The sequence below is a fragment of the Weizmannia sp. FSL K6-0777 genome (assembly GCF_038593185.1).
GTDB classification, from domain to species: domain Bacteria; phylum Bacillota; class Bacilli; order Bacillales; family Bacillaceae_C; genus Weizmannia; species Weizmannia faecalis.
The window spans coordinates 2264482-2288191 of record NZ_CP151971.1 but is presented as its reverse complement, the minus strand read 5'-3'; the positions used below and the strand labels follow the sequence as shown (position 1 = coordinate 2288191).

Here is a 23710-nt window from a genome sequence, read left to right as displayed (position 1 = left end):
TGTGCCTCACAATTGGCAGTGGAACTTTGGCGTTAAGAATGGCAGCCGGGCGCCTGCAAACATTTGGTAAATGTCCATTTTTAACAGGGAAACAGAATTTAAAACGGAGATGATGGAGAACATGCTGACCGATATGCTGAACCGGCCGCTTTTGGATTTGCGGATTTCGGTAACGGATCGCTGCAATTTCCGTTGCACGTACTGCATGCCTGCCGATAACGGCCAGAAATATTGTTTTATGAACCGGTCCGAACTCATGACATTTGAAGAAATCACGCGCCTTGCGAGACTTTTTGTATCTCTTGGCGTCCGGAAAATTCGGCTGACGGGCGGGGAGCCTTTGCTGCGGAAAGACATCGATCAGCTTGTGGCCATGCTCCATCAAATCGACGGCCTTGAAGATTTATCGGTGACAACGAACGGCTTTCTGTTGAAAAGATATGCCGCACCGTTAAAAAAGGCCGGCCTTTCGCGCATCAATGTCAGCCTGGATGCCCTCGATCCGGAAATCTTTCCAGTCATCAACGGCGTTGGGGCAAAACCGGCAAGAATTTTGGAAGGGATAGAGGAAGCCATCCGCCAGGGCATCAAAGTCAAAGTGAATATGGTGGTCAAAAAAGGGATGAACGATTCGCAAATTTTACCGATGGCCGCCTATTTCAAGGAAAAAGGGATTTCCCTCCGTTTTATCGAATTTATGGATGTCGGCTCCCTGAACGGATGGAAGCTGGATGAAGTCGTGACCAGCAAAGAAATTCTCAACATGATTTCAAAAGAAATGCCACTTGAACCGTTGAAAGAAAATTATTACGGGGAAGTTGCCAAACGGTACCGTTACAAAGGGACAGATACGGAAGTCGGCTTCATTTCATCCGTATCCCAGCCTTTTTGCGGCGACTGCACACGCTTGCGGCTGTCGGCAGACGGGAAAATATACACCTGTCTGTTTGCCGCACAAGGCACGGACCTGCTTGGGGCAATAAGAGAAGGCGCAAGCGATGAAATGCTGGCTGCCCGCATTGCAGGCGTATGGCAAAACCGGGTGGACCGCTATTCACAAGAACGGGGGAAAAACCCGACGATGAAAGGAAAACGAATCGAAATGTCGTATATTGGAGGGTAAAGGGTTGAGCACGAAAGAACATAAACAACAGGCCGATATTCCGGTACTGTGCAAAGTGATCACCGTTTCCGATACCCGGACGGAAGAAACAGATAAAAGCGGCAGGCTGATGATCAATTTGTTAAAGCAGGAAGGGATGGAAGCGGCGGAATACAGCATCGTAAAAGACGAAGCGGAACAAATCAGACAGGCGGTTTTACAGACGAAAGGAACCATCAATGCCATTTTGCTGAACGGCGGCACCGGCTTTACGAAACGGGATGTGACGGTGGAAACGGTCCGGCCGCTCCTCGATAAAGAAATGCCAGGTTTTGGCGAGCTGTTCCGCTATTTAAGTTATGAAGAAATCGGAAGCGCCTCGATGCTCAGCAAAGCGCTTGCCGGCACAATCGGGAAAAAAGCCGTATTTTCGATGCCGGGCTCCAGCAACGCCGTGTCCCTCGCCATGAAAAAACTCATTTTGCCGGAATTAAAGCATATCGTCTGGGAGCTCAACCGGCAATGAATACAGCCGGAATTGTGCTGGCCGGCGGGAAGTCGAGCCGGTTCGGCGGCGAAAAATCGCTTGCGAAAATCGGTGGCAAAGCCATGGTCGCACGCAGCGTGGATGCGCTCGCCGGAACTGACGCGATCGTTGTGGTGGCGCGGCCCGAGCTTGCGGAAAAAATCCCGCGCAACCGGCCGATTGCGGTGATTTGTGATCTCCCCCGATACCGGGGAAAAGGCCCGCTCGCCGGCATTTATTCGGCGATGATGGCAGTGGACGCCCGGTGGTACGCTGTGTTGCCGTGCGATACGCCATGGATCGGAAAAAGAACGGTTGCCCGGCTGCTTCAAGAACGCGATCCGGCATATGACGCCATCGTGGCCCGGACAGAGGGGAGAATTCAGCCACTCGTTGCCGTTTTTCACAACAGCGTGAAAGAAAAAATAAGGGAGCAGCTGGAAACAGACCGCCTCAGCATGCGGGCACTTTTTGCACGTTGCCGCCTGAAATGTATCGATTTTGCGCAGGAAATGGTGTTTGCCAATATCAATACAAAAGAAGATTATATTTTACAACAAAAAGAAGCCGGTGATGTTGATGAGAAAACCGATCAAAGTGGCGGAGGCCATCCGCAAAGTGATGGCCCATCCGCTTACAGGCGAAAAGGAGCTTGTGCCGATTCAGACTAGTTTTAACCGAGTGCTTTCCGAAGATTTGGCTGCAACCCATGACGTGCCGTGGTTTAAACGGTCGCCATATGACGGGTATGCGATTTTTTCCGGATCTACGCTTGAAGCGGGCGCGGATCACCCTGTTCTCCTTGAAGTGGTCGCCACAATCGGGGCAGGTTTTACATGGGATGAAGGGATAAAGCCGAATCAAGCCGTGAAAATCATGACTGGCGCCGCTATCCCGGACGGGGCGGATGCCATGATTATGGTGGAACTCACAAAAGAAGTAGTGCAAAATGGGAAAACATTTGTGCAGATAAAACGGAAAGTCCGGCCCGGTGAGAACATTGTCGGCATTGGCGAAGATATGAAAAAAGGCGAAGTGCTTGTCCCGAAAGGCACGATCGTTAATCCGGGCGTAATGGCGACCCTTGCAACTTTCGGGATGACAGAAGTACCGGTCACAAAAAAACCGAAAGCTGCTGTGATTGCGACGGGATCCGAACTGCTTGAAGTCGGTGAACCGCTCGAAAAAGGGAAAATCCGTAACAGCAATGCCTATATGCTCTGGGGGCAAATCATCCGCGCCGGGGGCGAACCGGTTTTTTACCGGCTTGTGAAAGATGATTTCGAGGAAACATATGAAGCGGTTAGGCAGGCGGTTAAGGAAGCGGATATCGTCATGACAACGGGCGGCGTTTCGGTCGGCGATTTTGACTATATTCCGAAAGTCTACGAAAAGCTGGGGGCAACGCTTTTATTCAATAAAGTGGCGATGCGCCCGGGGAGCGTGACATCGGCGGCCGAATTGGACGGGAAAATCCTTTTCGGCCTCTCCGGCAATCCGTCCGCCTGCTACGTCGGTTTTGAACTGTTCGTCCGCCCGTACTTAAAAACGATGCTTGGCGAACGAAATGTTTATTTGAAAAAAACGCAGGCTGTACTTGGGGAGGATTTCCCGAAACCAAACCCGTTCACCCGTTTTGTCCGCGCCAAACTTTCTTATCAGGAAGGCCTGCTGCACGCGCTTCCGGTAAGAAGGGATAAATCGAATATTGTTTCCTCTTTAATAGAGGCGGATGCTTTGATTGTGCTGCCGGGCGGGTCCCGCGGCTTTACAAAAGGGACGATGGTCGATGTGCTGATGCTGGAAGACGGGGAAGGGGCGCCGCTGTGGGATGAAAATATTACAGATCGCAGGCCGCAAAGACAGCGGTAAAACCGCCCTTGCCGAACTTTGGACACGGGTGTTGGCGGATAACGGATACCGGGTCGGCACACTAAAACACCACGGCCATGGCGGGAAGCCGTTGCTCGCCCCCGGCAAAGATTCCACGCGGCACTTTGAAGCGGGCGCCCAGGCAGCCGGGGTGGAAGGGGACGGCTTGTTTGTTCTCGCTGTGCATGTCGATCAAGGACTCGCACTGGAGCAGCTCATCGGCTGGTACGAGACATTGCCGCTTGATTTGCTGCTGATTGAAGGCTACAAATACGCGCCCTATCCGAAAGTGGTCTGCCTCCGTGATGAACAAGACAGGGATTTGCTCAGCCTGCCGAATGTGCGGGCCGCCTTCAGCCTGAATCCGGCGTTATCCGGCTGCATAAAACTTTTTGACCGGAAAAGCTGCATTGAATGGGTTGAAGCGTTTTTAAAGGGGTGAAAAGATGTTTGAAATTGTAAAAGAACCGGTGGACGTTTCCAAACTGATCGAGGCGGTTGCCGACCGGAATGCGGGCGCTATTGTCACTTTTATCGGCACTGTCCGGGAAATGACAAAAGGAAAGAAAACATTGTATCTGGAATATGAAGCATACGAACCAATGGCCCGGAAAAAATTGGAACAAATCGGTGCCGAAATCCGGCAGCAGTTCCCGGCAGCCAAAACGGCCATCGTGCACCGGATCGGACGCCTCGACATCTCCGACATTGCGGTTGCGATTGCGGTTTCCGCCCCGCACCGAGATGAGGCCTACCGGGCAAACCGGTACGCAATTGAAAGAATCAAAGAAATGGTGCCGATCTGGAAAAAAGAACATTGGGAAAACGGCGAAATGTGGGTTGGCAACCAAAAGGAAACGGTTTTTTACGAATCAGGGGCACCGGAGGCGTTTGAATGATGATTAAAGTATTGTTATTTGCTCATTTAAAAGAACAGGCTGGCCGTTCTGAAATGGAAATCAATGGCGAAAATATGACGGTCGGCGAACTGCGCGAGACGCTTGCGGAAAAAGGGATTTTGCAGCAGGACGCGGTGATGGTGGCCGTGAACGAAGAATTTGCCCGCGATGAGGAAATGGTCCATAGCGGCGATACCGTTGCCCTCATTCCGCCGGTCAGCGGAGGTTGAAAAATGGGAAACTTGACGCATATGAACGAACAGGGCCGCGCCAAAATGGTCGATGTAACGGCAAAACCGGAAACCTCCAGGACGGCGCGTGCAAAAAGCAGTGTGCTCGTTTCAAAGGAAGTCTATGAACAGATTACAAACTTTAAAATCAAAAAAGGGGACGTGCTTGCCGTCGCGCAGGTGGCCGGCATTATGGGCGCGAAAAAAACGGCGGATGTCATTCCGATGTGCCACCCGTTGCCTCTGACAGGCGTTGACATTTCGTTCAGCTGGCAAAAACGGGAAGACGGGTATCGCCTTGACATCGAAACAACGGCCAAAACGAAAGGGCAAACGGGCGTGGAAATGGAAGCTTTGACAGCGGCGTCCGTATGTGCGCTGACCGTCTATGATATGTGCAAGGCACTGGACAAAGGCATGGTCATCGGGCCGACCTATCTGATCGAAAAAACAGGCGGAAAAAGCGGGCATTTTATCAGGCAGGAGGAATGAGCATGGAACGGTATTCCCGGCAAATACTGTTTGCCCCGATCGGTGAAAACGGACAGCAAAACATTTCAAAAGGCCATGTACTCATAATTGGCGCCGGCGCGCTCGGCTCCGCTGTTGCGGAAAGCTTGGCGCGGGCGGGGGTCGGAAAAATCACGATGGTGGACCGCGACTATGTCGATGAAACGAATTTGCAGCGGCAAAATTTGTACTGCGAAGAAGATGCGCGCAACCATTTGCCAAAAGCGATCGCTGCAAAAAACCGGCTTAAAGCCATCAACAGCACCATCCGTATCGAGGCGCATGTGATCGATGCATTTGATCCGAAATTGCTTTCTATTTTGGAAGAAGGCGTTGATGTGATCATTGACGGGACCGATAATTTTGAGACGCGCTTTTATGTGAATGACCTGGCGCAAAAATACCGGATCCCGTGGATTTACGGCTCCTGCGTCGGCAGCTGTGGTGTTTCGTTTCCGATCATTCCCGGCGAAACGCCTTGCCTCCGCTGCCTGATTGGCCATCTCCCCGCTTACCACGCGACGTGCGATACAGCAGGCATTATCGCGCCGGCTGTGCAAATGACTGCGGCTTACGAGACAACGGAAGCTTTAAAACTGCTTTCCGGGGAAAAGCCGCGCGATTCCGTTGCCGTTTTTGATATTTGGCAAGGTGAACATCATTTCATCAAAGCAGGAAAAATGAAAAATAAGGACTGTCCGTCATGCGGGGGGCATCCGGTCTATCCGGCCCTACAATCCCAATCATCGGCTGATGTGCTATGCGGGCGGGATACAGTACAAATCCGTCATCCGGGCGCGTTCGAGCTTGAAAACATGGCGCGGGAGATGAAAGCGGGCGGTGCTGCCGTAGAGTATAACGGCTACTTAATGATCACCGCGCTTGAAGGTCACCGGACGGTTTTATTTCCGGACGGCAGGATGCTCATTCACGGTACGAAAGATAAGAGAGAGGCCCGTTCGCTCTACCAAAAATATTTTCAATGAAAAAGGAAGCACGCATTTCCGTGCTTCCTTTTCGAATGGCGTTAAATATTTGCCAATGTTTCATTATCCACGTCTTCTTTTTTCGGCACCGGTTCCTGGAGCGCTTTTCCCATGCCCTTCAAAAAGGAAATGGCGAAACCGACTGCCCGGTTGACGTCCGGGTCGCTCAACGATTTCAGCAGCCCGAACAATGTCACTTTTTCTTCCGAGCCAATGAATTGTTTGCCTTCATCAAAGCCTGATGCTACACCGTTCATCAAGTGGATAATAAGGTCGTGGTCGGCTTTCATAAAGACGCCGGCCGTGCCGAGCAGCATGTTGATCAGGTTGACGACCTGTTCCCGGGATAATTGCTCAAGGACGATTTTTAAAATATCATTTTTTGCGAGAATCATTGCATTTGCGGCTTCCAGTGCGCCAGTATCATTGAAATCATCGATCAGCCGGATCAAATTTTCAAACGCATCTTTATGATCGGCAACCAGTTTTTCCAATTCCTCGAGCTTTTGCCGGGTGACTTCTTCTTCCGTCGGCTGCTGTCTTGCAATCTCTGTGATCGGAGCGGCCATCCTTTTTCCCCCTCTCTTAGTGTACGTCTGTTAATGGTTGATAGCCTTCGCGCTGCCATTTGCGTTCGACTTCCACGCCGCGTGTAGGATTTCGTTTCTTATCGCGGTGGTTTGATTTCGGCAGTGGTGACTCCCCACCTTTTCGGATCAGTTCCATCTTCACTTTCGTTTGTTTAAACGCCGGTGTGCTTTGCCGTTTATCGTAAATCGGCCCGGTTAAGAAGTTGATCGCCGATTCCTTTTCTGTCGAGTGCATCGGCAAGTACAGCTCATTGCCCTGCACGCGGTCTGTAACCAGCACATGCAGTTTCAGCGATCCGAACGGGGAAGTGACGCGGACAAGGTCTCCGGTGTCGAGATTGCGTTCTTTTGCAAGCTCCGGCGACACTTCAACGAATACGCCCGGGACTTTTGATTCGATGCCTTCCGATTTATTGGTCAGATTGCCTTCGTGGAACTGTTCCAGCATCCGGCCGTTATTAATATGCAAATCGTATTGTTCCGGAAATTCAGCCGGTTTTACCCAGTCTGTCAGGGCAAACCGCGCTTTGCCGTCCGGGAACGGGAAGCCGTCCTTGTAAAGAAGCGGGGTATTGGCGCCATCAAGGCTTCCCCAAAGGAAACTGTTCCAGCCTTCCAATTTGTCGTAGTCCGCCTGTGCAAACAGCGGAGCCAGGCTGGCCATTTCGGCAAATATTTCGCCCGGGTGGCTGTAATGCCAGTCTGCGCCGAGCCGTTTTGCCACTTCCTGGATAATCCACCAGTCCGGTTTGGATTCGCCCAAAGCCGGGAGTGCCTGGTACATCCGTTGCACACGGCGTTCCGTGTTTGTAAAGGTGCCTTCTTTTTCAAGCGACGGGGCTGCAGGCAAAACAACATCCGCATATTGGGCCGTCCTTGAGAAAAAGACATCCTGGACGACAAGAAAGTCAAGATTGGAAAGTTCCTCGCTAACATGGTTGGCGTCGGAGTCGACAAGCGCCATGTCTTCGCCGATGATATACATGGCTTTTAACTGCCCGGCTGCAATCGCATGCAGCATTTCAATATTGTTCAGCCCCGGTTTGTTGCTGATTTTGACGCCGTACGCTTTTTCAAATTTTTCGCGTGCCGCATCATCCTCCACATGCTGGTAGCCCGGCAGCCATCCCGGCAGCGTGCCCATATCGCATGCGCCTTGCACATTGTTATGCCCGCGCAACGGATAAGCGCCTGTACCCGGGCGCGCGTAGTTTCCGGTGGCAAGGAGCAGATTGGAAATAGCGGCGGACGTATCGGAACCGCCTGTATTTTGCGTGACGCCCATGCCCCAGAGGATACATGTCCCGTCTGCCTGATGGATCATTTCGGCGATTTGGACCAGCGTTTCCTTCGGGATGCCGGTAATCTTTTCAGCGTAGTCGAGCGTGTATTTTTCAAGCGTTTCTTTAAATTCATCAAAAAAGTTCACTTTTTCCGCAATGAATTTTTGGTCGTGCCAGCCTTGGTCGATGATATATTTCGTCACCGCCATCAGCCATACCTGGTCTGTGCCCTGGTTCGGATGGATAAAAAGATCAGCGCGCTCTGCCATTTCGTTTTTGCGCATATCGGCAACAATCAGTTTCTGGCCGTGCAGTTTATGGGCCCGTTTGATGCGAGTTGCAAGGACCGGGTGGGCTTCCGCCGGGTTCGCGCCGACAATTATGACAAGACCGGCTGAGGCAATATCTTTAATCGTGCCGCTGTCGCCGCCCATGCCAACGGTTCTGAGCAGGCCGTCCGTTGCCGGCGACTGGCAATAGCGCGAACAGTTGTCGACATTGTTGGTTTCAAATACCTGGCGCGCCAGCTTTTGCATTAAATAGTTTTCTTCATTGGTGACTTTTGAAGAAGAAATAAAACCGACCGCATCTTTTCCGTATTGCGAATGGATTTCTTTCAGCCGGCTTGCCACCACGCTGAGCGCTTCATCCCATGATGTTTCTACAAATTTACCGTCTTTGCGGACAAGCGGTTTTGTCAGCCGTTTATCGGAATTGACAAAATCCCAGCCGAATTTGCCTTTGATGCAAGTGGAGATGGCGTTTACCGGGCCTTCATGCTTCGGTTCGATTTTTAAAATTTTCCGGCCCTTTGTCCATACTTCAAATGTGCAGCCGACACCGCAGAAGGTGCAAACGGTTTTCGTTTTTTTCGTGCGCTGTTCGCGCATCGAAGCTTCGATTTCGGATATGGCAAAAATGCTGCCGTAACCCGGTTCGACTTTTTTCACAAGATCAATCATCGGGTTAAGCAGGTCCTCTTCAAGCCCGGTTAAATAGCCTGCCTCGCCGAGCATTGATTTTTCCATCAATGCATTGCAAGGGCAGACGGTGACGCAATGCCCGCAGGAAACGCATGACGATTCGTTGATCGGAACGCCGTTATCCCAAATGACGCGCGGGCGTTCTGCTTCCCAGTCAATGGAAAGCGTTTCGTTCACCTGCAGATTTTGGCAGGCTTCCACGCATCTCCCGCATGCGATGCACTGGTTCGGGTCGTACCGGTAAAACGGGTGCGAATAGTCGACCCCGCTTGCGTCCGTTTTTGGCGTAAACGGATATTTCTGGTGTTCGATGCCCATTTTTTCCGTTGTATTGTGGACGATGCAGTTGCCGTTGTTATTGTCGCACACCGTACAGTATAAAAGGTGGTTGGCGAGAATCCTGTCCATCGCTTCATGCCGGGCCGCTTCCGACCGGTCATCGCTGAGGCGGACCACCATGCCGTCCTCCGCCGCCGTCGAACAGGTGCGCATCAGTTCCCCGTTCACTTCCGCAATACACGTGTCGCAAGTTTGGATCGGATCTACTTCCGGGTAATAGCAAATTTGTGGATGAAAAATATCATTCCGGTTGATCACATCGATGATTTTCTCGCCGGGGCGGGCTTCATAATCCCGGCCATCAATCGTGATGTGAATCGATTTGGTTTCCATTTCTTTTCCTCCTTTTGCAAACAGTGAAGGCAGGCCTTCAGAAAAGAATACAAAAAACCGGAAACTCTGTTACTTATACCAAACCTTTGCAAAAATAAAACTACTATTCTCTTTTTTTATTCTAGCATCTGATGCAAAAATGAACAAACCATCAGAGTGTTTTGCCTATTTGAGCGGGCGGCTTTTGTTTTTAACGTCTTTCCGAAAGAAGTCTCCCATCCTCAAGGAATGTGAAGGTGCGAATCGCACCAATGAGTAGGTGGGAGATGAATTTCGGTTGGCTTTAGCCAAAGTTATTTTTCCAATCCTTTTCTCAACAATTCTAAGATTGCGGCTGTTCTAGTTGGAATCCCATTTTCTTTTTGATATTGCTCCAATTTTTCTAATATCGTCTTAGGCATACGAATTTCTACACGTTCTTTCTCTTCTCTCATGATTATCACCTCATATTGATTGTACGGATTTTTTACGATATAATCAATATATACGAAATTTTTCCGCACAAAGTGAGGTGAATTGATATGGCCAAGCAAAACAAAGCTTTCAAGTTTCGTTTGTTACCAAACAAAGAACAATCCGCATTATTAGCTAAGACATTTGGTTGTGTTCGCTTTGTCTACAATAAGATGTTAGCTGAACGCAAAGAAACGTATGAAAAGTTCAAGGATGATAAAGAATTGCTTAAAAAGCAAAAGTTTCCGACCCCTGCAAAATATAAAAGTGAATTTCCATTCCTAAAAGAAGTGGATTCTTTAGCTTTGGCAAATGCACAAATGAACTTACAGACTGCTTATAAGAATTTCTTTGAAGGAAATGCGGATTTTCCAAAGTTCAAAAATCGTAAAGCAAAACAATCCTATACAACTAATATGGTCAACGGAAATATTAAGCTAGAAAATGGTCATATCAAACTGCCAAAAATCAAAAAGCCAATAAAAATGAAACAGCATAGAGAGATACCTGCTGATTATAAAATCAAATCTTGCACTATTTCTAAAACAAAGACAGGCAAATACTACATTTCAATTTTGACAGAATATGAGAAAGATATTCGTCCAGTTAAAATACAGAAAGTTGTTGGTTTGGATTTTGCTATGGATGGTCTATATGTCGAGAGTGAACAGGGTAAGAAAGCCAATTACCCACGTTACTATCGGCAAGCCTTAGATAAATTAGCAAAAGCACAACGAATTCTTTCTCGAAGAAAGAAAGGTTCTGCACGTTGGAACAAGCAACGACTAGTAGTGGCTAAGTTACATGAGAAAGTGGCGAACCAACGCATGAATTTTCTTCATCATAAGTCAAAAGAATTAGCTTCTAACTTTGATGCTGTCGTGATTGAGGACTTGAACATGAAAGGGATGTCTCAAGCCCTTCACTTTGGGAAAAGCGTTCACGACAACGGCTGGGGGATGTTCACTACTTTCTTAGCGTATAAGCTAAAAGAACAGGGGAAACAACTTGTGAAAATTGATAAGTGGTTTCCCTCCACTAAGAAGTGTTCATGTTGCGGCAAGGAAAAAGAAATGCCATTATCTGAACGTGTATATAAATGTTCTTGCGGCTTTGTATTAGATCGCGATCACAATTCAGCAATCAATATCAAAAATGAGGGATTACGCTTATTAGCGTTATCATAAGTAACAAAACTCTTGGAACAAGAGGGTTAGCTCGGTCAGTTTTCGTTGGCTAGTAAAAGCAACGATAAGTCGAGAAGCCCCCACTTCAATCAAACCGTAAGGTTGATAAGTGGAGGGTAGTTCACTCTGATTCCTTTAAAATAAAACATTATAGACAGGGGGCTGTTGAACCCATGAAAAATGTGGACACGCAGAGGGAAATTCTCCGTTTCAAGAACGGGCGGCTCGAACGGGCGCTGGATACAGTCGCAACGGAATTCCCGGTGACATTAAAAGTGAATGGGCAGGAATGGGTGACGATGGTGTGCACACCTGAATATATCGAGGACATGGCGGTCGGTTATCTTGTGTCGGAAAGGGTTGTCCGGCGCTATGAAGATATCCGCGACATCTGGACGGATGAAAAAGGAGGATTCGTCCATGTCCGGACCGATCATCTTAATCCTTATTACGAACAGCTGCAAAATAAACGTTATATCACCTCCTGCTGTGGAATGAGCAGGCAGGCGTTTGTTTTTGTCAATGATGCTCTGGCGGCGAAAAAAATGGACGGTGTGCACGTCCGAATTACAGTTGATGATTGTTTCCGGCTGATGGAAGCATTGCAGGAGAATGCCGAAGTGTTTAAAAAAACAGGGGGCGTCCATAATGCTGCGCTGTGCGATGCCGGCGGGATCCTTGTCAGCCGGATGGATATCGGCCGCCATAACGCGCTTGATAAAATTTACGGATATTGTTTGAAAAATCAGGTTTCCACAAAAGGGAAAATCCTTGCATTCAGCGGGCGCATTTCCTCGGAAATTTTATTGAAGACAGCCAAAATCGGCTGCGAGGTGATTTTATCGAAATCGGCACCCACCACACTCGCCCTGGAATCCGCTGAAGAACTCGGCATTACCACGATCGGCTTTATCCGCGGTGGGTCGATGAATATTTACACCTGCCCGGAACGGATTGCCGGTGTTGCCGCCCATGCCCGGTGATTGCCGGGTGTATACGATCGGAAAGGCACGGTTTGGGTTGGAAGAAAACGGGAAGACACGCTGGAAGGCGTGCTTCGGGACGGAACAGGGCCTTTGCCGGATGAGGAAAGGTTAAAATGGGCATTACCGAATTTGAAGAAAGCGCTGGTGCAGCCTGCTTGGCAAGGTTGACATTTCAAAATGTATATGGTAAAAATAACTTACAATTTGATGAATGAAGCGTCGAAAGGATCAAGTAGCTTCCTGTTGCTGCATACAAGAGAGCCGGTGGTTGGTGCGAACCGGTACAGGCAGGCGGCGAATTACACCCCGGAGCTTTTGCCGGATACGGCAGACGGCCCCCAGCCGTTATCCAAATGAGTGGAGAAGCAATTCTCAAGTTGGGTGGTAACGCGATACAATCGTCCCTTCGTTTTGGCGGAGGGGCGTTTTTCTGTTTTACAGGAAAAAGAAGGCAGCAACAGGTTCCTGCCCATTATCGCCGGATATAAGCCGGGCGCTGGAACCTGAATGCTGCCGGCATTTGAAATGGCACAAAAGGAGTGGTTTGAAATGGATTTACTCGAAGATTTAAAATGGCGGGGAATTGTTTACCAGCAGACAGACGAAGAAGGGCTCGCGGAGTTGCTTCAAAACCGGAAAGTGACCCTGTATTGCGGGATTGACCCGACAGGCGACAGCATGCATATCGGGCATCTTCTCCCGTACCTCACGCTGCGTCGCTTCCAGCAGGCGGGACACCGGCCGATTGTCGTGCTCGGCGGGGCAACCGGCATGATTGGCGACCCGAGCGGCAAGAAGGAAGAAAGAAAGCTGTTAACGGTTGAAAAGGTCAAGCAAAACGGCGAAGCATTGAGAAAACAGCTGGAACGATTTTTCGATTTTGACGGCGAGTCAGCCGCCATCATGGTCAATAACTATGACTGGCACGGCTCGATGGACCTTGTTACTTTCCTACGTGATTACGGAAAGCATATCGGCATCAACTACATGCTTGCAAAAGACACGATCGCATCACGGCTTGAAACCGGTATTTCGTTTACGGAATTTACATATACAATCCTCCAGGCCGTCGATTACTTTAACTTGTATAAACAATACAACTGCCGCCTGCAAATCGGCGGAAGCGACCAGTGGGGCAATATTACAAGCGGCCTTGAGCTGATCCGCAAGCTCGAACCGGAAGGAGAAAAAGCTTTCGGGCTTACCATTCCGCTTGTCACAAAAGCGGACGGCACAAAATTCGGGAAAACAGAAAGCGGCGCAGTCTGGCTCGATGCCGAGAAAACATCGCCATATGAGTTTTACCAGTTCTGGGTCAACACGGCTGACCTCGATGTCGTAAAATACTTGAAGTACTTCACCTTCTTGCCAAAAGAAGAAATCGAAGAGCTGGAAAAATCGGTTGAAACCGAACCGCATCTCCGCAAAGCCCAAAAAGCGCTGGCCGCGGAAATGACAAAACTGATCCATGGGGAGGAAGCATTGCAGCAGGCTTTGAATATTACGGAAGCATTGTTCAGCGGCAATGTGAAGAAACTGTCGGCTGAAGAAATGAAGCAGGGATTTAAAGATGTTCCGTCATTCCAGCTTGAAAGCGAAGAACAAAAGCAGCTTGTGGAGTTGCTCGTTGCCGCCAAAATCTCCCCGTCAAAACGCCAGGCACGCGAAGATATCCAAAACGGCGCCATTTACGTAAACGGTGACCGCGTAACGGATCTCGGGTTTGTGTTGCAGGAAAAGGACAAAATCGGCGGCGAATTTACCGTTATTAGAAGAGGGAAGAAAAAATACTTTTTAATTAAACATTGAGGATATTAAGGGATGCACAATGAAGATGCCTGAAATGTGCATCCCTTTTTTATTGCTCCGATCGCGGCTTGCCCTTCTTCGTTTTTCCCGGCGGGGGAAGTCAGCTCCCAATTCCAAATTTTTTCAGCTTCTGATACAGGGTGACCCTTGAAATGCCAAGTTCTTTTGCTGCGGCGGATTTGTTCCCGCCTGCTTTGCGCAATGCTTTTTCAATGAGCTGTTTTTCCATATTTTCTTTTTCCACAGGCAAAGTGCCGCTTTCCGGGATGGCACTTCCGGACGGTTGGGTTTCATTTCCCTGGAAAAAGCGGAGAAGGGAGGCGCGGTCAATAAACGGCTTTTCTGATAGGATCACCATCCGTTCCATTAAATTCCGGAGCTCCCGGACATTCCCTGGCCAATGATACGCTTGCAGGAAAGAAAGGGCATCAGGGGCGAGTTCCGGTTCAGGCATCTTGTACTGGACGGCAAATTGTTTCAGAAAGTAGCGGGCGAGGACAGGAATATCGTCTGTGCGCACCCTTAATGGCGGCATCGTAATTTGAATAACATTTAACCGGTAATAAAGGTCCGACCTGAATGTCTTTTCTTTCATCATTTTTTCAATGTCTTGGTTGGTGGCGGCAATAAAACGGACATTGATTTTCCTGCCCGAAGCGTCGCCAATGCGGTAAATCACTTTTTCCTGCAGCACGCGCAGCAGCTTCACCTGCATATCTAGCGGCAGTTCGCCGATTTCGTCCAAAAACAGCGTACCCCCGTCCGCTTCTTCAATTTTTCCCGCTTTTCCTTTTTTCTCCGCACCCGTAAACGTGCCAGGTTCATAGCCGAATAATTCGCTTTCAAACAGGGCGGAAGGGATCGAGCCGCAGTTCACCGGAATAAAAGGGCCGTTTTTCCGCGCGCTTGCTTCATGGATGGCGCGCGCGCATATTTCTTTCCCGGTGCCGGACTCGCCGAGAATAAGCGTGACGGCATCCGTTTTCGCCGCTTTCGCCGCAATTTGGATCGTATCCCGGAGCGCGCGGCTTTTCCCCTTTAATTTGGAAAAAGGCGTTTCTTCATAGCTTGTGTACATTTTTTGGCGCAGTTCATTCAGTTCTATGGAAGTGGAGACGAGATTGTCGTTCAGCCTAACAATCTGGGTGATATCGCGTTCCACGGATACCGCGCCGATCAGCCTGCCGCGGTTGTCAAAAATGGGCCGCGCATTGACGACGACATGCTTGTCGGGGCGGGGCCGATGATATTGGTCGGTAATACGGGCTTTTGTCCGCAGCACTTTGAGCACCATTAAATCATCATCGCGAAAAAAATCGGTAATTTTTTTGGTTAAGATCATTTCTTTTGGAATATTGTAGGTCCGGACGGCGGCATCATTCCAATAAATGACTTCCTTTTTTTCGTTTACGATCGTAATCGCATCATTTTCCGCCGATAATACCGCCTGCAAATAAGACAGTTCATTTGCCATTTCCGTCTTCCTCCCCTTTGTCGTGTAAAGGTATTGTACATTCGATTTACAATTGTGTAAATATATTGTACATAGAAAACGGTTTATTTTTTTGCGGATATAGGGAAACAGGGGTGTTCCGGAAGTTGGCATGATTCTTGCATGGTATTAAGCCAGAACGAGGATGAAGGAGGTTTTTTCATTGGTCTTGCCTTTTAAACATGAACCATTAACGGATTTTAACCAGCCTGAAAACGTACAGGCGTTTCAAGCGGCACTTGAAAAAGTGCGTGCGGAACTCGGGAAGGAGTACCCGCTTGTAATAAACGGAGAACGGATTTTTACAGAGGATAAGCTCGTATCCGTCAATCCTGCGAATAAAGAACAGGTTGTCGGGAAAGTTTCGAAAGCATCGAAAGAACTGGTTGACAAAGCTTTCGAAGGCGCCAATGAGGCATTTCGCAGCTGGCGGAAAATGGCACCCGAAGCGCGGGCGAATGTGCTGTTCAAAGCCGCTGCGATTGCGCGCCGCCGCAAACATGAGCTGTCGGCGTGGCTTGTGTTTGATGCCGGCAAGCCGTGGAGCCAGGCGGACGGGGATACGGCGGAAGGAATCGACTTTTTGGAATACTACGGCCGCCAGATGCTTGAGCTTGCAAAGGGGCAGGAAATGGAACAGCGTGAAAATGAGCACAACACTTATTTTTATCAGCCGATGGGGCCGGGGGTGACCATTCCGCCGTGGAATTTTGCTTTCGCCATTGTTTGCGGCACGACGGTTGCCCCGCTTGTTGCCGGGAACCCGGTTCTGCTGAAGCCTTCGGAAAGCACGCCTGTTATTGCATACAAACTCGTTGAAATTTTGGAAGAAGCGGGGGTTCCGAAAGGCGTGCTCCAGTTTGTGCCGGGCGATCCGGCAGAAATCGGCGATTACCTGGTGGATCATCCGTCTGCCCATTGGATTAACTTTACGGGTTCCAAAGCAACGGGCCTGCGCATTTATGAACGGGCTGCGAAAGTGCAGAAGGACCAGCACTTTTTAAAACGGGTCGTTGCTGAAATGGGCGGCAAAGATACGATTATTGTCGATAAAGAAGCGGATCTCGATCTCGCCGCAGATGCGATTGTCCAGTCGGCATTCGGTTTTTCCGGCCAGAAATGTTCAGCCTGCTCGCGGGCAGTCGTGCATGAAGACGTATATGAAGAAGTGCTCGAAAAGGCGATCGCCCTTGCGAAAAACGTAACCGTCGGCGACCCGTCCGAAGAAAATGTGTACATGGGTGCTGTCATTAACGAAAAGCAGTTTAACAAGATTAAAAGTTATATAGAAATCGGCAAAGAAGAGGGCAAACTCGTCTTTGGCGGGGAAACGGATGGTGAAAAAGGATTTTTCGTTTACCCGGCGATTTTTAAAGATGTAAATCCAAAGGCACGGATCATGCAGGAAGAAATTTTCGGGCCGGTTGTCGCTTTTGCGAAAGGAAAAGATTTTGACGAACTGCTTGAAATTGCCAATAATACGGAATACGGGCTGACAGGCGCCGTCATTTCGAAAAACAGGGAGCATTTGGAACGCGCCCGGTACGAATTCCATGTCGGCAACCTGTATTTTAACCGGGGATGCACGGCGGCCGTTGTCGGTTACCAGCCGTTCGGCGGTTTTAAAATGTCCGGTACCGATTCGAAAGCGGGCGGCCCGGATTATTTGAAGCTGTTTATGGAAGCAAAGTCTGTATCGGAAATGTTTTAACGGGAGGAAAGGCGATATGGCAAATTTGACGAGGGATTTTTTCATCGGCCTTTCAAACAGCAGGTTTTTAAATAAAAGTGCGCAAAAATGGGGTTTTCGGTTCGGTGCTGAAAAATTTGTTGCGGGGACGGATATTGATTCCGTCACCCGGACCATCCGGGAAATGAATGCCCGCGGAATCAGCTGCACCGTTGACAATCTGGGCGAATTCGTATCGGAAAAATCGGAAGCGGCATCGGCGAAACAGCGCATCCTGCAAATGCTGGACAGGATCCATGAGGAGAACCTGGACTGCCATATCTCGGTGAAACTGACCCAGCTCGGGCTGGATATTGACCGCACGTTTTGCCTGCAAAATATGGAAGACATTTTGGCGCGTGCAGCGGAATACGGGATTTTCATCAATATTGACATGGAAGATTATACCCATTTTCATGCTACAATAGAGGTGTTGAAAACCCTGCTTGAAACGTACCAAAATGTCGGGACAGTCATCCAGGCGTATTTGCGCAACGCCGAAGCGGTTATGGATGAACTGAAGGATGTCCGGCTCAGGATTGTAAAGGGCGCTTACAAAGAAAGCGAGACAGCCGCTTTTCAGTCAAAAGCGGAAATTGACCGGAACTATGTAAAGCTTGTAAAAAAACGGCTGCTCGGCGAGGCATATACGTCCATTGCCACCCATGACCACCACATCATTCGCGAACTGGAAGCATTTATTGAAGAAAACCAAATCCCACACAGCCGGTTTGAGTTTCAGATGCTGTACGGATTTCGCCAGGAGATGCAGTATGAACTGGCGAAAAAATACCATTTCACGACGTACATGCCGTTCGGAAATGACTGGTTCGGCTATTATATGCGGCGCCTTGCCGAACGCCCGCAAAATGTGAACCTTATTGTAAAGGATGCACTGTATACAAAAGATAATAAATTGAAAAAAGAACCGCTTCTCACCGCTGCCCTGACCGCTTCGCTTTTCATGCTGTGGCGACGCAAAAGGAAGAGGTAAGAAAAAGGCCGCTCCGCAAAGCAACCGTGCCCCGGGCGGCCTTTTCTATTTCATTTTGTTGATTTGTATTTCTATCCCGGCCGCGCCGTGCCTAACCCGGCATGGGCAAGCTATCAGCAAATCGTGCCGCAACAGCGGAAACCAATGGCACAGACCCATCTCTGCTCATTTTCCCGTCCGGTTAAGGGGTCCATCCTTCTAACCGTCCCGCAATTTGTCGAATAAATGATGTGGACTTTTGGGAAATTTTTTCTATACAATGAATCTGAATATTGAAAAAGAAAAATGAACCATGAAGCCCGCCGCGGGGATTCCGAAAGCGAAAGCCGTGGTGCGCACACAAAACATTTATAGGGAGGGCTATGACCATGACACGGCCGATTTTTAAATACGTTCGTACGATATTTGTGTTGCTTCCCATTATACTTTGCTGTTCGTCTTTTGATGCCTCGGTCATCATGATTTGGTCAAGGCTGAGGGACGCTGCTTTGCTATTCTCTTTGGCGTTGGCATGGCCAGACTGTATCTCATGTTTAACTTGGTTGCCGGGATGGCTTGCTGAACAACCGGTTACCTTCAGAATATAAAAAACCCCGGAACCACAGCGGTTTCGGGGTTTTACACATTACCTTGAGTAGAACTCGACGATTAACGATTCGTTAATTTCAGCCGGCAGTTCCGAGCGTTCAGGGAGGCGGCTGTAAGTCCCTTCAAGCTTGTCTGCATCAAAAGAAAGGTAATCCGGCACAAAAGTTGTCGTTTCGATCGCTTCTTTGATGACATCCAAGTTGCGGGATTTTTCGCGCACGCCGATCGTTTGCCCCGGTTCTACACGGTAAGACGGGATATCGACGCGTTTGCCGTCAACGAGAATATGCCCATGGTTTACGAGCTGGCGTGCCTGGCGGCGTGTGCGGGCCAAACCCAGACGGTAAACAAGGTTGTCAAGGCGTGATTCCAAAAGCACCATGAAGTTTTCACCATGTTTCCCTTGCATTTTGCCGGCTTTCAAGAAAGTGTTATGGAATTGGCGTTCATTTAAGCCGTACATATGGCGAAGCTTTTGTTTTTCCTGCAATTGCAAGCCGTATTCAGACAATTTTCTGCGCTGATTCGGGCCGTGCTGCCCGGGTGCATAAGGGCGCTTCTCCAATTCTTTTCCGGTACCGCTTAAAGAAATCCCGAGACGGCGGGACAATTTCCAGCTTGGACCTGTATAACGAGCCATGAAAGACTCCTCCTTTGTTTTTATTTTGTTGTAAAATAAAAACAGATATCATGGACACTTCTTCATGCGTATTTTGTTTTCATGTACCATCGCCCCAGCAGCAGAGGGTTACACGATACACCTTGCATTCAGGCAAGGAACAAAATACAAACACAAAGCCGTCCAATAAGGCTGCATTATTTTACACAACGTTGATTATATGTTTTCAGAGAAAAAAAGTCAACAACAAATGCAAATCGGGATGCCATGCCAAAAAAATTTTACATACCGGTTTTGCCGGGTTCATAACAGGACTTAAGATACAACACATACTGTATATCGGTCAGGCGGGCTGTACATTTATAGTACTTTTGCATTATAATGGTATTAATTTGACCGGTTTTTACATTTTTACGTCTCCCGTGCGGTTTTTTGTTTTAAAATTCTTCATTTTCAAGGTTCACACTTTTTAGTGCTTTTTTTCGCTTTTATACGGAAACAGGGTCAGGGTGATTAGGAAATGGAAAAAAAGAAAGAAAATCATTTAATCCTATATTATAAGTCCCGTTTACTGGATTTAATGAATCTTGAGGCAGCAAGCAGCCTGGATGACTGGGTGGCGGTCGTGGCGGATGTGCTCAGCGCCGATCATATCGTATATTATAAGCCGGACAGCGAAAACACGAAGTTCTACAAAATATGCAGCTTTTATAATCCTTTCCGGCATGACGTCGAACTCGTCGTGCCCTCCGGAAAAATCAAAGCTTTAAAAACAGCCTCCCAGGTTGTCACAAATGGGAAACTGAAAAAGGATCCTTATTTAGGGCTTGCTGAATAAGCAAAAATTCCAGATTTGACAAGGATTTTGGCTACTTTTGTCGAATATAAAGTGTAAGGATTTCAAAGGAAACACGTAAAAAACCTTGCACTTGGAGGCTGTTACGATGTACAAAAAGACCGAACATCAATTAACTTTTGTAGATGATTTTTTTCTACCATTCGGTGGGAAATTAAATAAAGAAAATCGCTGGGTCCGTCTTGCTGAAATGATTCCTTGGTGGATGGCCGAAGAAAAGTATGCCAAGTCCTTCAAGAAGAAATTCAAAGGCGAAAAGGCTTATTCTGTCAGAATCGCTCTTGGGGCTCTTTATATCAAAGAACGGCTTGGGCTGTCTGACCGGGAAACAGTCGAACAGATCACAGAAAACCCGTATCTTCAGTATTTTATCGGCTTGCCTGAATTCCAGGAAAAAGCCCCATTCGACCATTCTCTGATGACTCGTTTTAGAAAACGTTTGGGCGCAAATATCATCAACGAACTGAATGAATGGATCGTTCTGGAAGAACAAAAACGCCAATTGGAAGAAGCATCTAAGGAAAACGACAACAATGATGATCAGGATCACGACGATGACGATCATGATGATGAAGATCGTAATGATCATGATCATGATCGTGGCGATCTTCAGCCTTCCGGTTCCGATTCAGAAAAGCATTCAACTGAATCGGCTTCTCCCAAAACGAAGAACAGAGGAAAGCTCATTTTGGACGCAACCTGTGCACCGGCTGATATTGCTTACCCTACAGACCTCGGGTTGTTGAACGAAGCCCGTGAGAAATTGGAACATATCATTGATGTCCTGCATGAACCACACAAAGGGAAATTACGTAAGCCACGGACCTACAGAAAAAGAGCCCGCAAGGACTATCTTTCTGTCGCTAAGCAACGTAAAGCTGGCGCCCGGAAAATCCGGAAAGCTGTAGGCAAACAGCTCGGATATGTGAAACGAGATCTGGAGATCATTAAAAATCTTGTTTCCCAAAGCTCTCTGTCTCTTTTAAGCAAAGATGAATACAGGCAACTTCTCGTGATTCATGAACTTTACCGCCAACAGGCAGAAATGTACAAAAAGAAAACACACCGGGTTGACCACCGGATTGTAAGCATTTCCCAGCCACATGTCCGTCCAATTGTGCGCGGCAAGGCAAAAGCGAACGTGGAGTTCGGTTCAAAAGTCGCCATCAGTGTCGTAGATGGTTATGCCTTGATTGAGCACCTCGACTGGGAAAATTACAATGAAGGGACCACTCTCAAGGAATCTGTTGAAAACTACTACAACCGGTTCGGATTTTATCCGGAAGCGATCTTGGCAGATAAAATTTACCGAAACCGTAATAATCTGGCATACTGCAAATCTCTTGGCATTCGTCTGAGTGGGCCAAGGTTAGGACGCCCATCCAGAACGGAAGACAAAACCTTGGAACGCGTCGCAAGGCAGGATGCCTCTGAACGTAATGCCGTTGAAGGCAAATTTGGCGAAGGCAAGCGCAAGTATGGGCTGGGCCTTATTCGAGCACGCCTTCAGGAGACCAGCGAAACAGTAGTAGCCCTTCAATTCCTCATACTGAATCTGGAGCGCAAGCTCAGGGTTCTTTTTTTGAAATTTTTACACAACACTATTTTATATTTTGATAATCGGAATTTGGCTTGTATCTGACCAAATTTGATTCGTTCAGCAAGCCCTATTTAAAACAGTTTAACATTGCCTTTTTTATTCCGGAAAAAAACATGGAGGACGGCTGCCTGCTTCTTTCCATTCCAAACAGGCTGTTCGGGGAGCTGTCTGACGCGGATTTGCAGGCGTTTGTCAGGGAAAGCCGGAACTTCCTGCAGCTGAAGTATGAGTTGTCTGTTGTCGAAGCCGACAGAAAGCGTTACATCGAATTATTCCAAGTGACGGGAAAATTCCATTCTTCCATGGATACGGATACGATCCTTGCAGAAATCATTTACACGCTGAAAAGGCTGTACCCGGTTTTTGACTACACCTTAATGCTGTCGGACGATTACCACCACAATCTTGATTTGCCGATCAAGTCGCTGCAATATGATGCGGTCGACGAAATGGCGCTCGAATCATATGTAAACGGCCAGGTCCACCTTGCCACGGTATGGCAGACAAACGAAACGATGCTTTATGCGCCACTAAGGGGAAAGCAGGGCGTGTATGGCGTGCTGCAGGTCATCACTTTTGCCAACTATGAATTTAACCGCAGCGATTTGGAATTTATCAGCCTGCTGGCCAATACGGCGGGAAGTGCGCTTGAAAATGCCAAGCTGTACCAGCAGTCGATGCAGTCCATTGAAGAACTCCGCCTGATCAATTCGGTTTCCCGCCAGTTAAATAAAAGCGCGAATTTAAAAGAAACCATCGATTTTTTAATGAAACAGATCTCCAGTTCATTTGATACCCAGGCAATCGGGTTCGTGATGATGGAGAATGGGAAAATTGACCTGCTTGAAGGCAGCAGCCCCATTTTTGAAGAAAAGGAAGGCGCCCGTTATCTTGAATTTGCAAACCGTTCTTTTGCCGAAACGAAAGAATCCCTGTTTATCAGCAATTTAAACCGGCGCTTTCCCGGCAGGAACTATCGTTTTTCTTCGCTGATGGCTGTCCCGATTATCCAGGAAGATGATTTAAAGGGGTTTTGCCTTGTTCTTCATGAAGCGCCTTACCATTTTTCTTTCGACAGGTTCAAACTTTTTCAGTCGCTTATTTATCAGTCGGGCATGGCCTTAACCAACTCCATGCTTCGCGAGCGGCTTGAAAAAATGGTGATTACCGATCATCTCACCCAGCTGTTTGCCAAAAATTACTTGAACAGCCGGATGGAAACTTCTATCGGTGAAGATGAGCAGGGCACGCTGATTTTGCTCGATATTGATGACTTTAAAAAAGTCAATGATACATACGGCCATCAAACCGGGGATGAAATTTTGATCCAGGTTGCAAAGCTGATCAAAGAAAACATTCGTTCAACCGATATCGGAGCAAGATGGGGCGGAGAGGAAATGGCGATTTATCTTCCCGGCGTGCCGCTTCAAACAGGGGTGCAGGTCGCCAAAAGGGTGCTTGCGGCTGTTCGGAAAAATACAAATCCTCCGGTTACCATTTCCTGCGGGGTGTCGTACTGGAATAAAGAGATGAATGAAACGGTGGAGTCCCTCTTTAACAGGGCGGACGCCGGATTGTACCATGCGAAAAGCCTCGGGAAAAACCAGGTTGTCATCAGCGATATGGAAATGAAAACCAATTAGGGCGCACTGCAGCTGATTTCTTTTGTCAGCCGCCTTTAAAACCCCCCTTGCCGGATCCGGCAAGGGGGGCATTTTTTATGCATTTCGTTATTGTTGTAATA

At 48.3% G+C, this 23710-nt stretch carries 22 protein-coding genes and 1 other annotated feature; of the genes, 17 read left to right on the top strand and 5 right to left on the bottom strand.

The features are described 5' to 3' along the window. The first annotated feature begins 121 nt into the window (after nt 1-121). Genes moaA through NST70_RS10905 form a run of 9 tightly spaced genes read left to right on the top strand, consistent with a single transcriptional unit; the run spans nt 122 to nt 6125 of the window. Nucleotides 122-1123, top strand: coding sequence for a GTP 3',8-cyclase MoaA (gene moaA, locus NST70_RS10945; RefSeq protein ID WP_035189051.1), 1002 nt, complete (start codon nt 122-124; stop codon nt 1121-1123). Nucleotides 1124-1127: 4 nt separating this feature from the next. Further along, nucleotides 1128-1628 (top strand): molybdenum cofactor biosynthesis protein B, encoded by a 501-nt coding sequence (locus NST70_RS10940; protein WP_035189038.1) that lies wholly within the window; start codon nt 1128-1130, stop codon nt 1626-1628. Then, a complete protein-coding gene (locus tag NST70_RS10935; RefSeq protein ID WP_035189041.1) occupies nt 1625-2299 on the top strand; it encodes a molybdenum cofactor guanylyltransferase in 675 nt (224 codons plus the stop codon). The genes NST70_RS10940 and NST70_RS10935 overlap by 4 nt, the downstream gene beginning before the upstream one ends. Continuing rightward, nucleotides 2202-3500 (top strand): gephyrin-like molybdotransferase Glp, encoded by a 1299-nt coding sequence (gene glp, locus NST70_RS10930; protein ID WP_193352495.1) that lies wholly within the window; start codon nt 2202-2204, stop codon nt 3498-3500. Before NST70_RS10935 ends, glp begins: the two co-directional genes overlap by 98 nt. Then, nucleotides 3460-3942 (top strand): molybdopterin-guanine dinucleotide biosynthesis protein B, encoded by a 483-nt coding sequence (gene mobB / locus NST70_RS10925; RefSeq protein ID WP_342475042.1) that lies wholly within the window; start codon nt 3460-3462, stop codon nt 3940-3942. The genes glp and mobB overlap by 41 nt, the downstream gene beginning before the upstream one ends. A 4-nt stretch (nt 3943-3946) precedes the next feature. Then, nucleotides 3947-4399 carry a molybdenum cofactor biosynthesis protein MoaE gene (locus tag NST70_RS10920; RefSeq protein ID WP_017550277.1) on the top strand — a complete coding sequence of 151 codons (453 nt, stop codon included), beginning with the start codon at nt 3947-3949 and terminating at the stop codon, nt 4397-4399. Further along, entirely contained in the window at nt 4399-4629 is a 231-nt protein-coding gene (moaD, locus tag NST70_RS10915) for a molybdopterin converting factor subunit 1 (protein WP_026104495.1), read from the top strand. The genes NST70_RS10920 and moaD overlap by 1 nt, the downstream gene beginning before the upstream one ends. 3 nt (nt 4630-4632) lie before the next feature. Further along, entirely contained in the window at nt 4633-5121 is a 489-nt protein-coding gene (gene moaC / locus NST70_RS10910) for a cyclic pyranopterin monophosphate synthase MoaC (RefSeq protein ID WP_014097710.1), read from the top strand. A 2-nt stretch (nt 5122-5123) separates the two neighbouring features. Continuing rightward, nucleotides 5124-6125, top strand: a complete 1002-nt coding sequence (locus tag NST70_RS10905) for a ThiF family adenylyltransferase (protein ID WP_014097711.1) — start codon at nt 5124-5126, stop codon at nt 6123-6125. 41 nt (nt 6126-6166) lie between these two features. Here NST70_RS10905 and NST70_RS10900 read toward each other — a convergent pair whose 3' ends face one another. The 3 genes from NST70_RS10900 to NST70_RS10890 all read right to left on the bottom strand — a co-directional run bounded on the left by NST70_RS10900 (nt 6167) and on the right by NST70_RS10890 (nt 10087). Beyond that, on the bottom strand, nt 6167-6694 hold the full coding sequence (locus tag NST70_RS10900) for a DUF1641 domain-containing protein (RefSeq protein WP_017550278.1): 528 nt from the start codon (nt 6692-6694) through the stop codon (nt 6167-6169). A gap of 16 nt (nt 6695-6710) precedes the next feature. After that, nucleotides 6711-9653 carry a formate dehydrogenase subunit alpha gene (gene fdhF / locus NST70_RS10895; RefSeq protein WP_342475039.1) on the bottom strand — a complete coding sequence of 981 codons (2943 nt, stop codon included), beginning with the start codon at nt 9651-9653 and terminating at the stop codon, nt 6711-6713. A 293-nt stretch (nt 9654-9946) separates the two neighbouring features. Continuing rightward, entirely contained in the window at nt 9947-10087 is a 141-nt protein-coding gene (locus NST70_RS10890) for a ribbon-helix-helix protein, CopG family (protein WP_003352379.1), read from the bottom strand. A gap of 87 nt (nt 10088-10174) precedes the next feature. On the opposite strand from NST70_RS10890, the gene NST70_RS10885 reads away from it, so the two are divergent. The 3 genes from NST70_RS10885 to tyrS all read left to right on the top strand — a co-directional run bounded on the left by NST70_RS10885 (nt 10175) and on the right by tyrS (nt 14088). Next, entirely contained in the window at nt 10175-11293 is a 1119-nt protein-coding gene (locus NST70_RS10885) for an RNA-guided endonuclease TnpB family protein (protein ID WP_014095882.1), read from the top strand. Nucleotides 11294-11466: 173 nt separating this feature from the next. Beyond that, a complete protein-coding gene (fdhD, locus tag NST70_RS10880) occupies nt 11467-12276 on the top strand; it encodes a formate dehydrogenase accessory sulfurtransferase FdhD (RefSeq protein ID WP_014097714.1) in 810 nt (269 codons plus the stop codon). Between the two features lie 213 nt (nt 12277-12489). Next, nucleotides 12490-12688 (top strand) — a binding site (T-box leader). A gap of 140 nt (nt 12689-12828) precedes the next feature. Further along, entirely contained in the window at nt 12829-14088 is a 1260-nt protein-coding gene (gene tyrS / locus NST70_RS10875) for a tyrosine--tRNA ligase (RefSeq protein ID WP_026104603.1), read from the top strand. A 100-nt stretch (nt 14089-14188) separates the two neighbouring features. On the opposite strand, the gene NST70_RS10870 is transcribed toward tyrS, so the two are convergent. Then, nucleotides 14189-15562 (bottom strand): sigma-54-dependent Fis family transcriptional regulator, encoded by a 1374-nt coding sequence (locus NST70_RS10870; protein WP_014097716.1) that lies wholly within the window; start codon nt 15560-15562, stop codon nt 14189-14191. A 181-nt stretch (nt 15563-15743) separates the two neighbouring features. On the opposite strand from NST70_RS10870, the gene pruA reads away from it, so the two are divergent. Next, on the top strand, nt 15744-17291 hold the full coding sequence (gene pruA, locus NST70_RS10865; protein WP_014097717.1) for an L-glutamate gamma-semialdehyde dehydrogenase: 1548 nt from the start codon (nt 15744-15746) through the stop codon (nt 17289-17291). Between the two features lie 16 nt (nt 17292-17307). After that, the gene (locus tag NST70_RS10860; protein ID WP_017554570.1) at nt 17308-18303 is read left to right on the top strand and encodes a proline dehydrogenase family protein; all 996 of its coding nucleotides are present in this window, start codon (nt 17308-17310) and stop codon (nt 18301-18303) included. 625 nt (nt 18304-18928) lie between these two features. Here the strand turns inward: NST70_RS10860 and rpsD are convergent. Continuing rightward, entirely contained in the window at nt 18929-19531 is a 603-nt protein-coding gene (gene rpsD / locus NST70_RS10855; RefSeq protein ID WP_013859951.1) for a 30S ribosomal protein S4, read from the bottom strand. Nucleotides 19532-20030: 499 nt separating this feature from the next. Here rpsD and NST70_RS10850 point away from each other — a divergent pair, with 499 nt between their 5' ends. From NST70_RS10850 to NST70_RS10840, 3 genes are all read left to right on the top strand, one after another. Continuing rightward, nucleotides 20031-20348, top strand: a complete 318-nt coding sequence (locus tag NST70_RS10850) for a hypothetical protein (protein WP_342475022.1) — start codon at nt 20031-20033, stop codon at nt 20346-20348. A 106-nt stretch (nt 20349-20454) separates the two neighbouring features. Continuing rightward, nucleotides 20455-22008, top strand: coding sequence for an IS5 family transposase (locus NST70_RS10845; RefSeq protein ID WP_265114716.1), 1554 nt, complete (start codon nt 20455-20457; stop codon nt 22006-22008). Beyond that, nucleotides 21999-23609: a diguanylate cyclase gene (locus NST70_RS10840; RefSeq protein ID WP_342475019.1), complete on the top strand. Its 1611-nt coding sequence runs from the start codon at nt 21999-22001 to the stop codon at nt 23607-23609. The genes NST70_RS10845 and NST70_RS10840 overlap by 10 nt, the downstream gene beginning before the upstream one ends. The last annotated feature ends 101 nt before the right edge of the window (nt 23610-23710 follow it).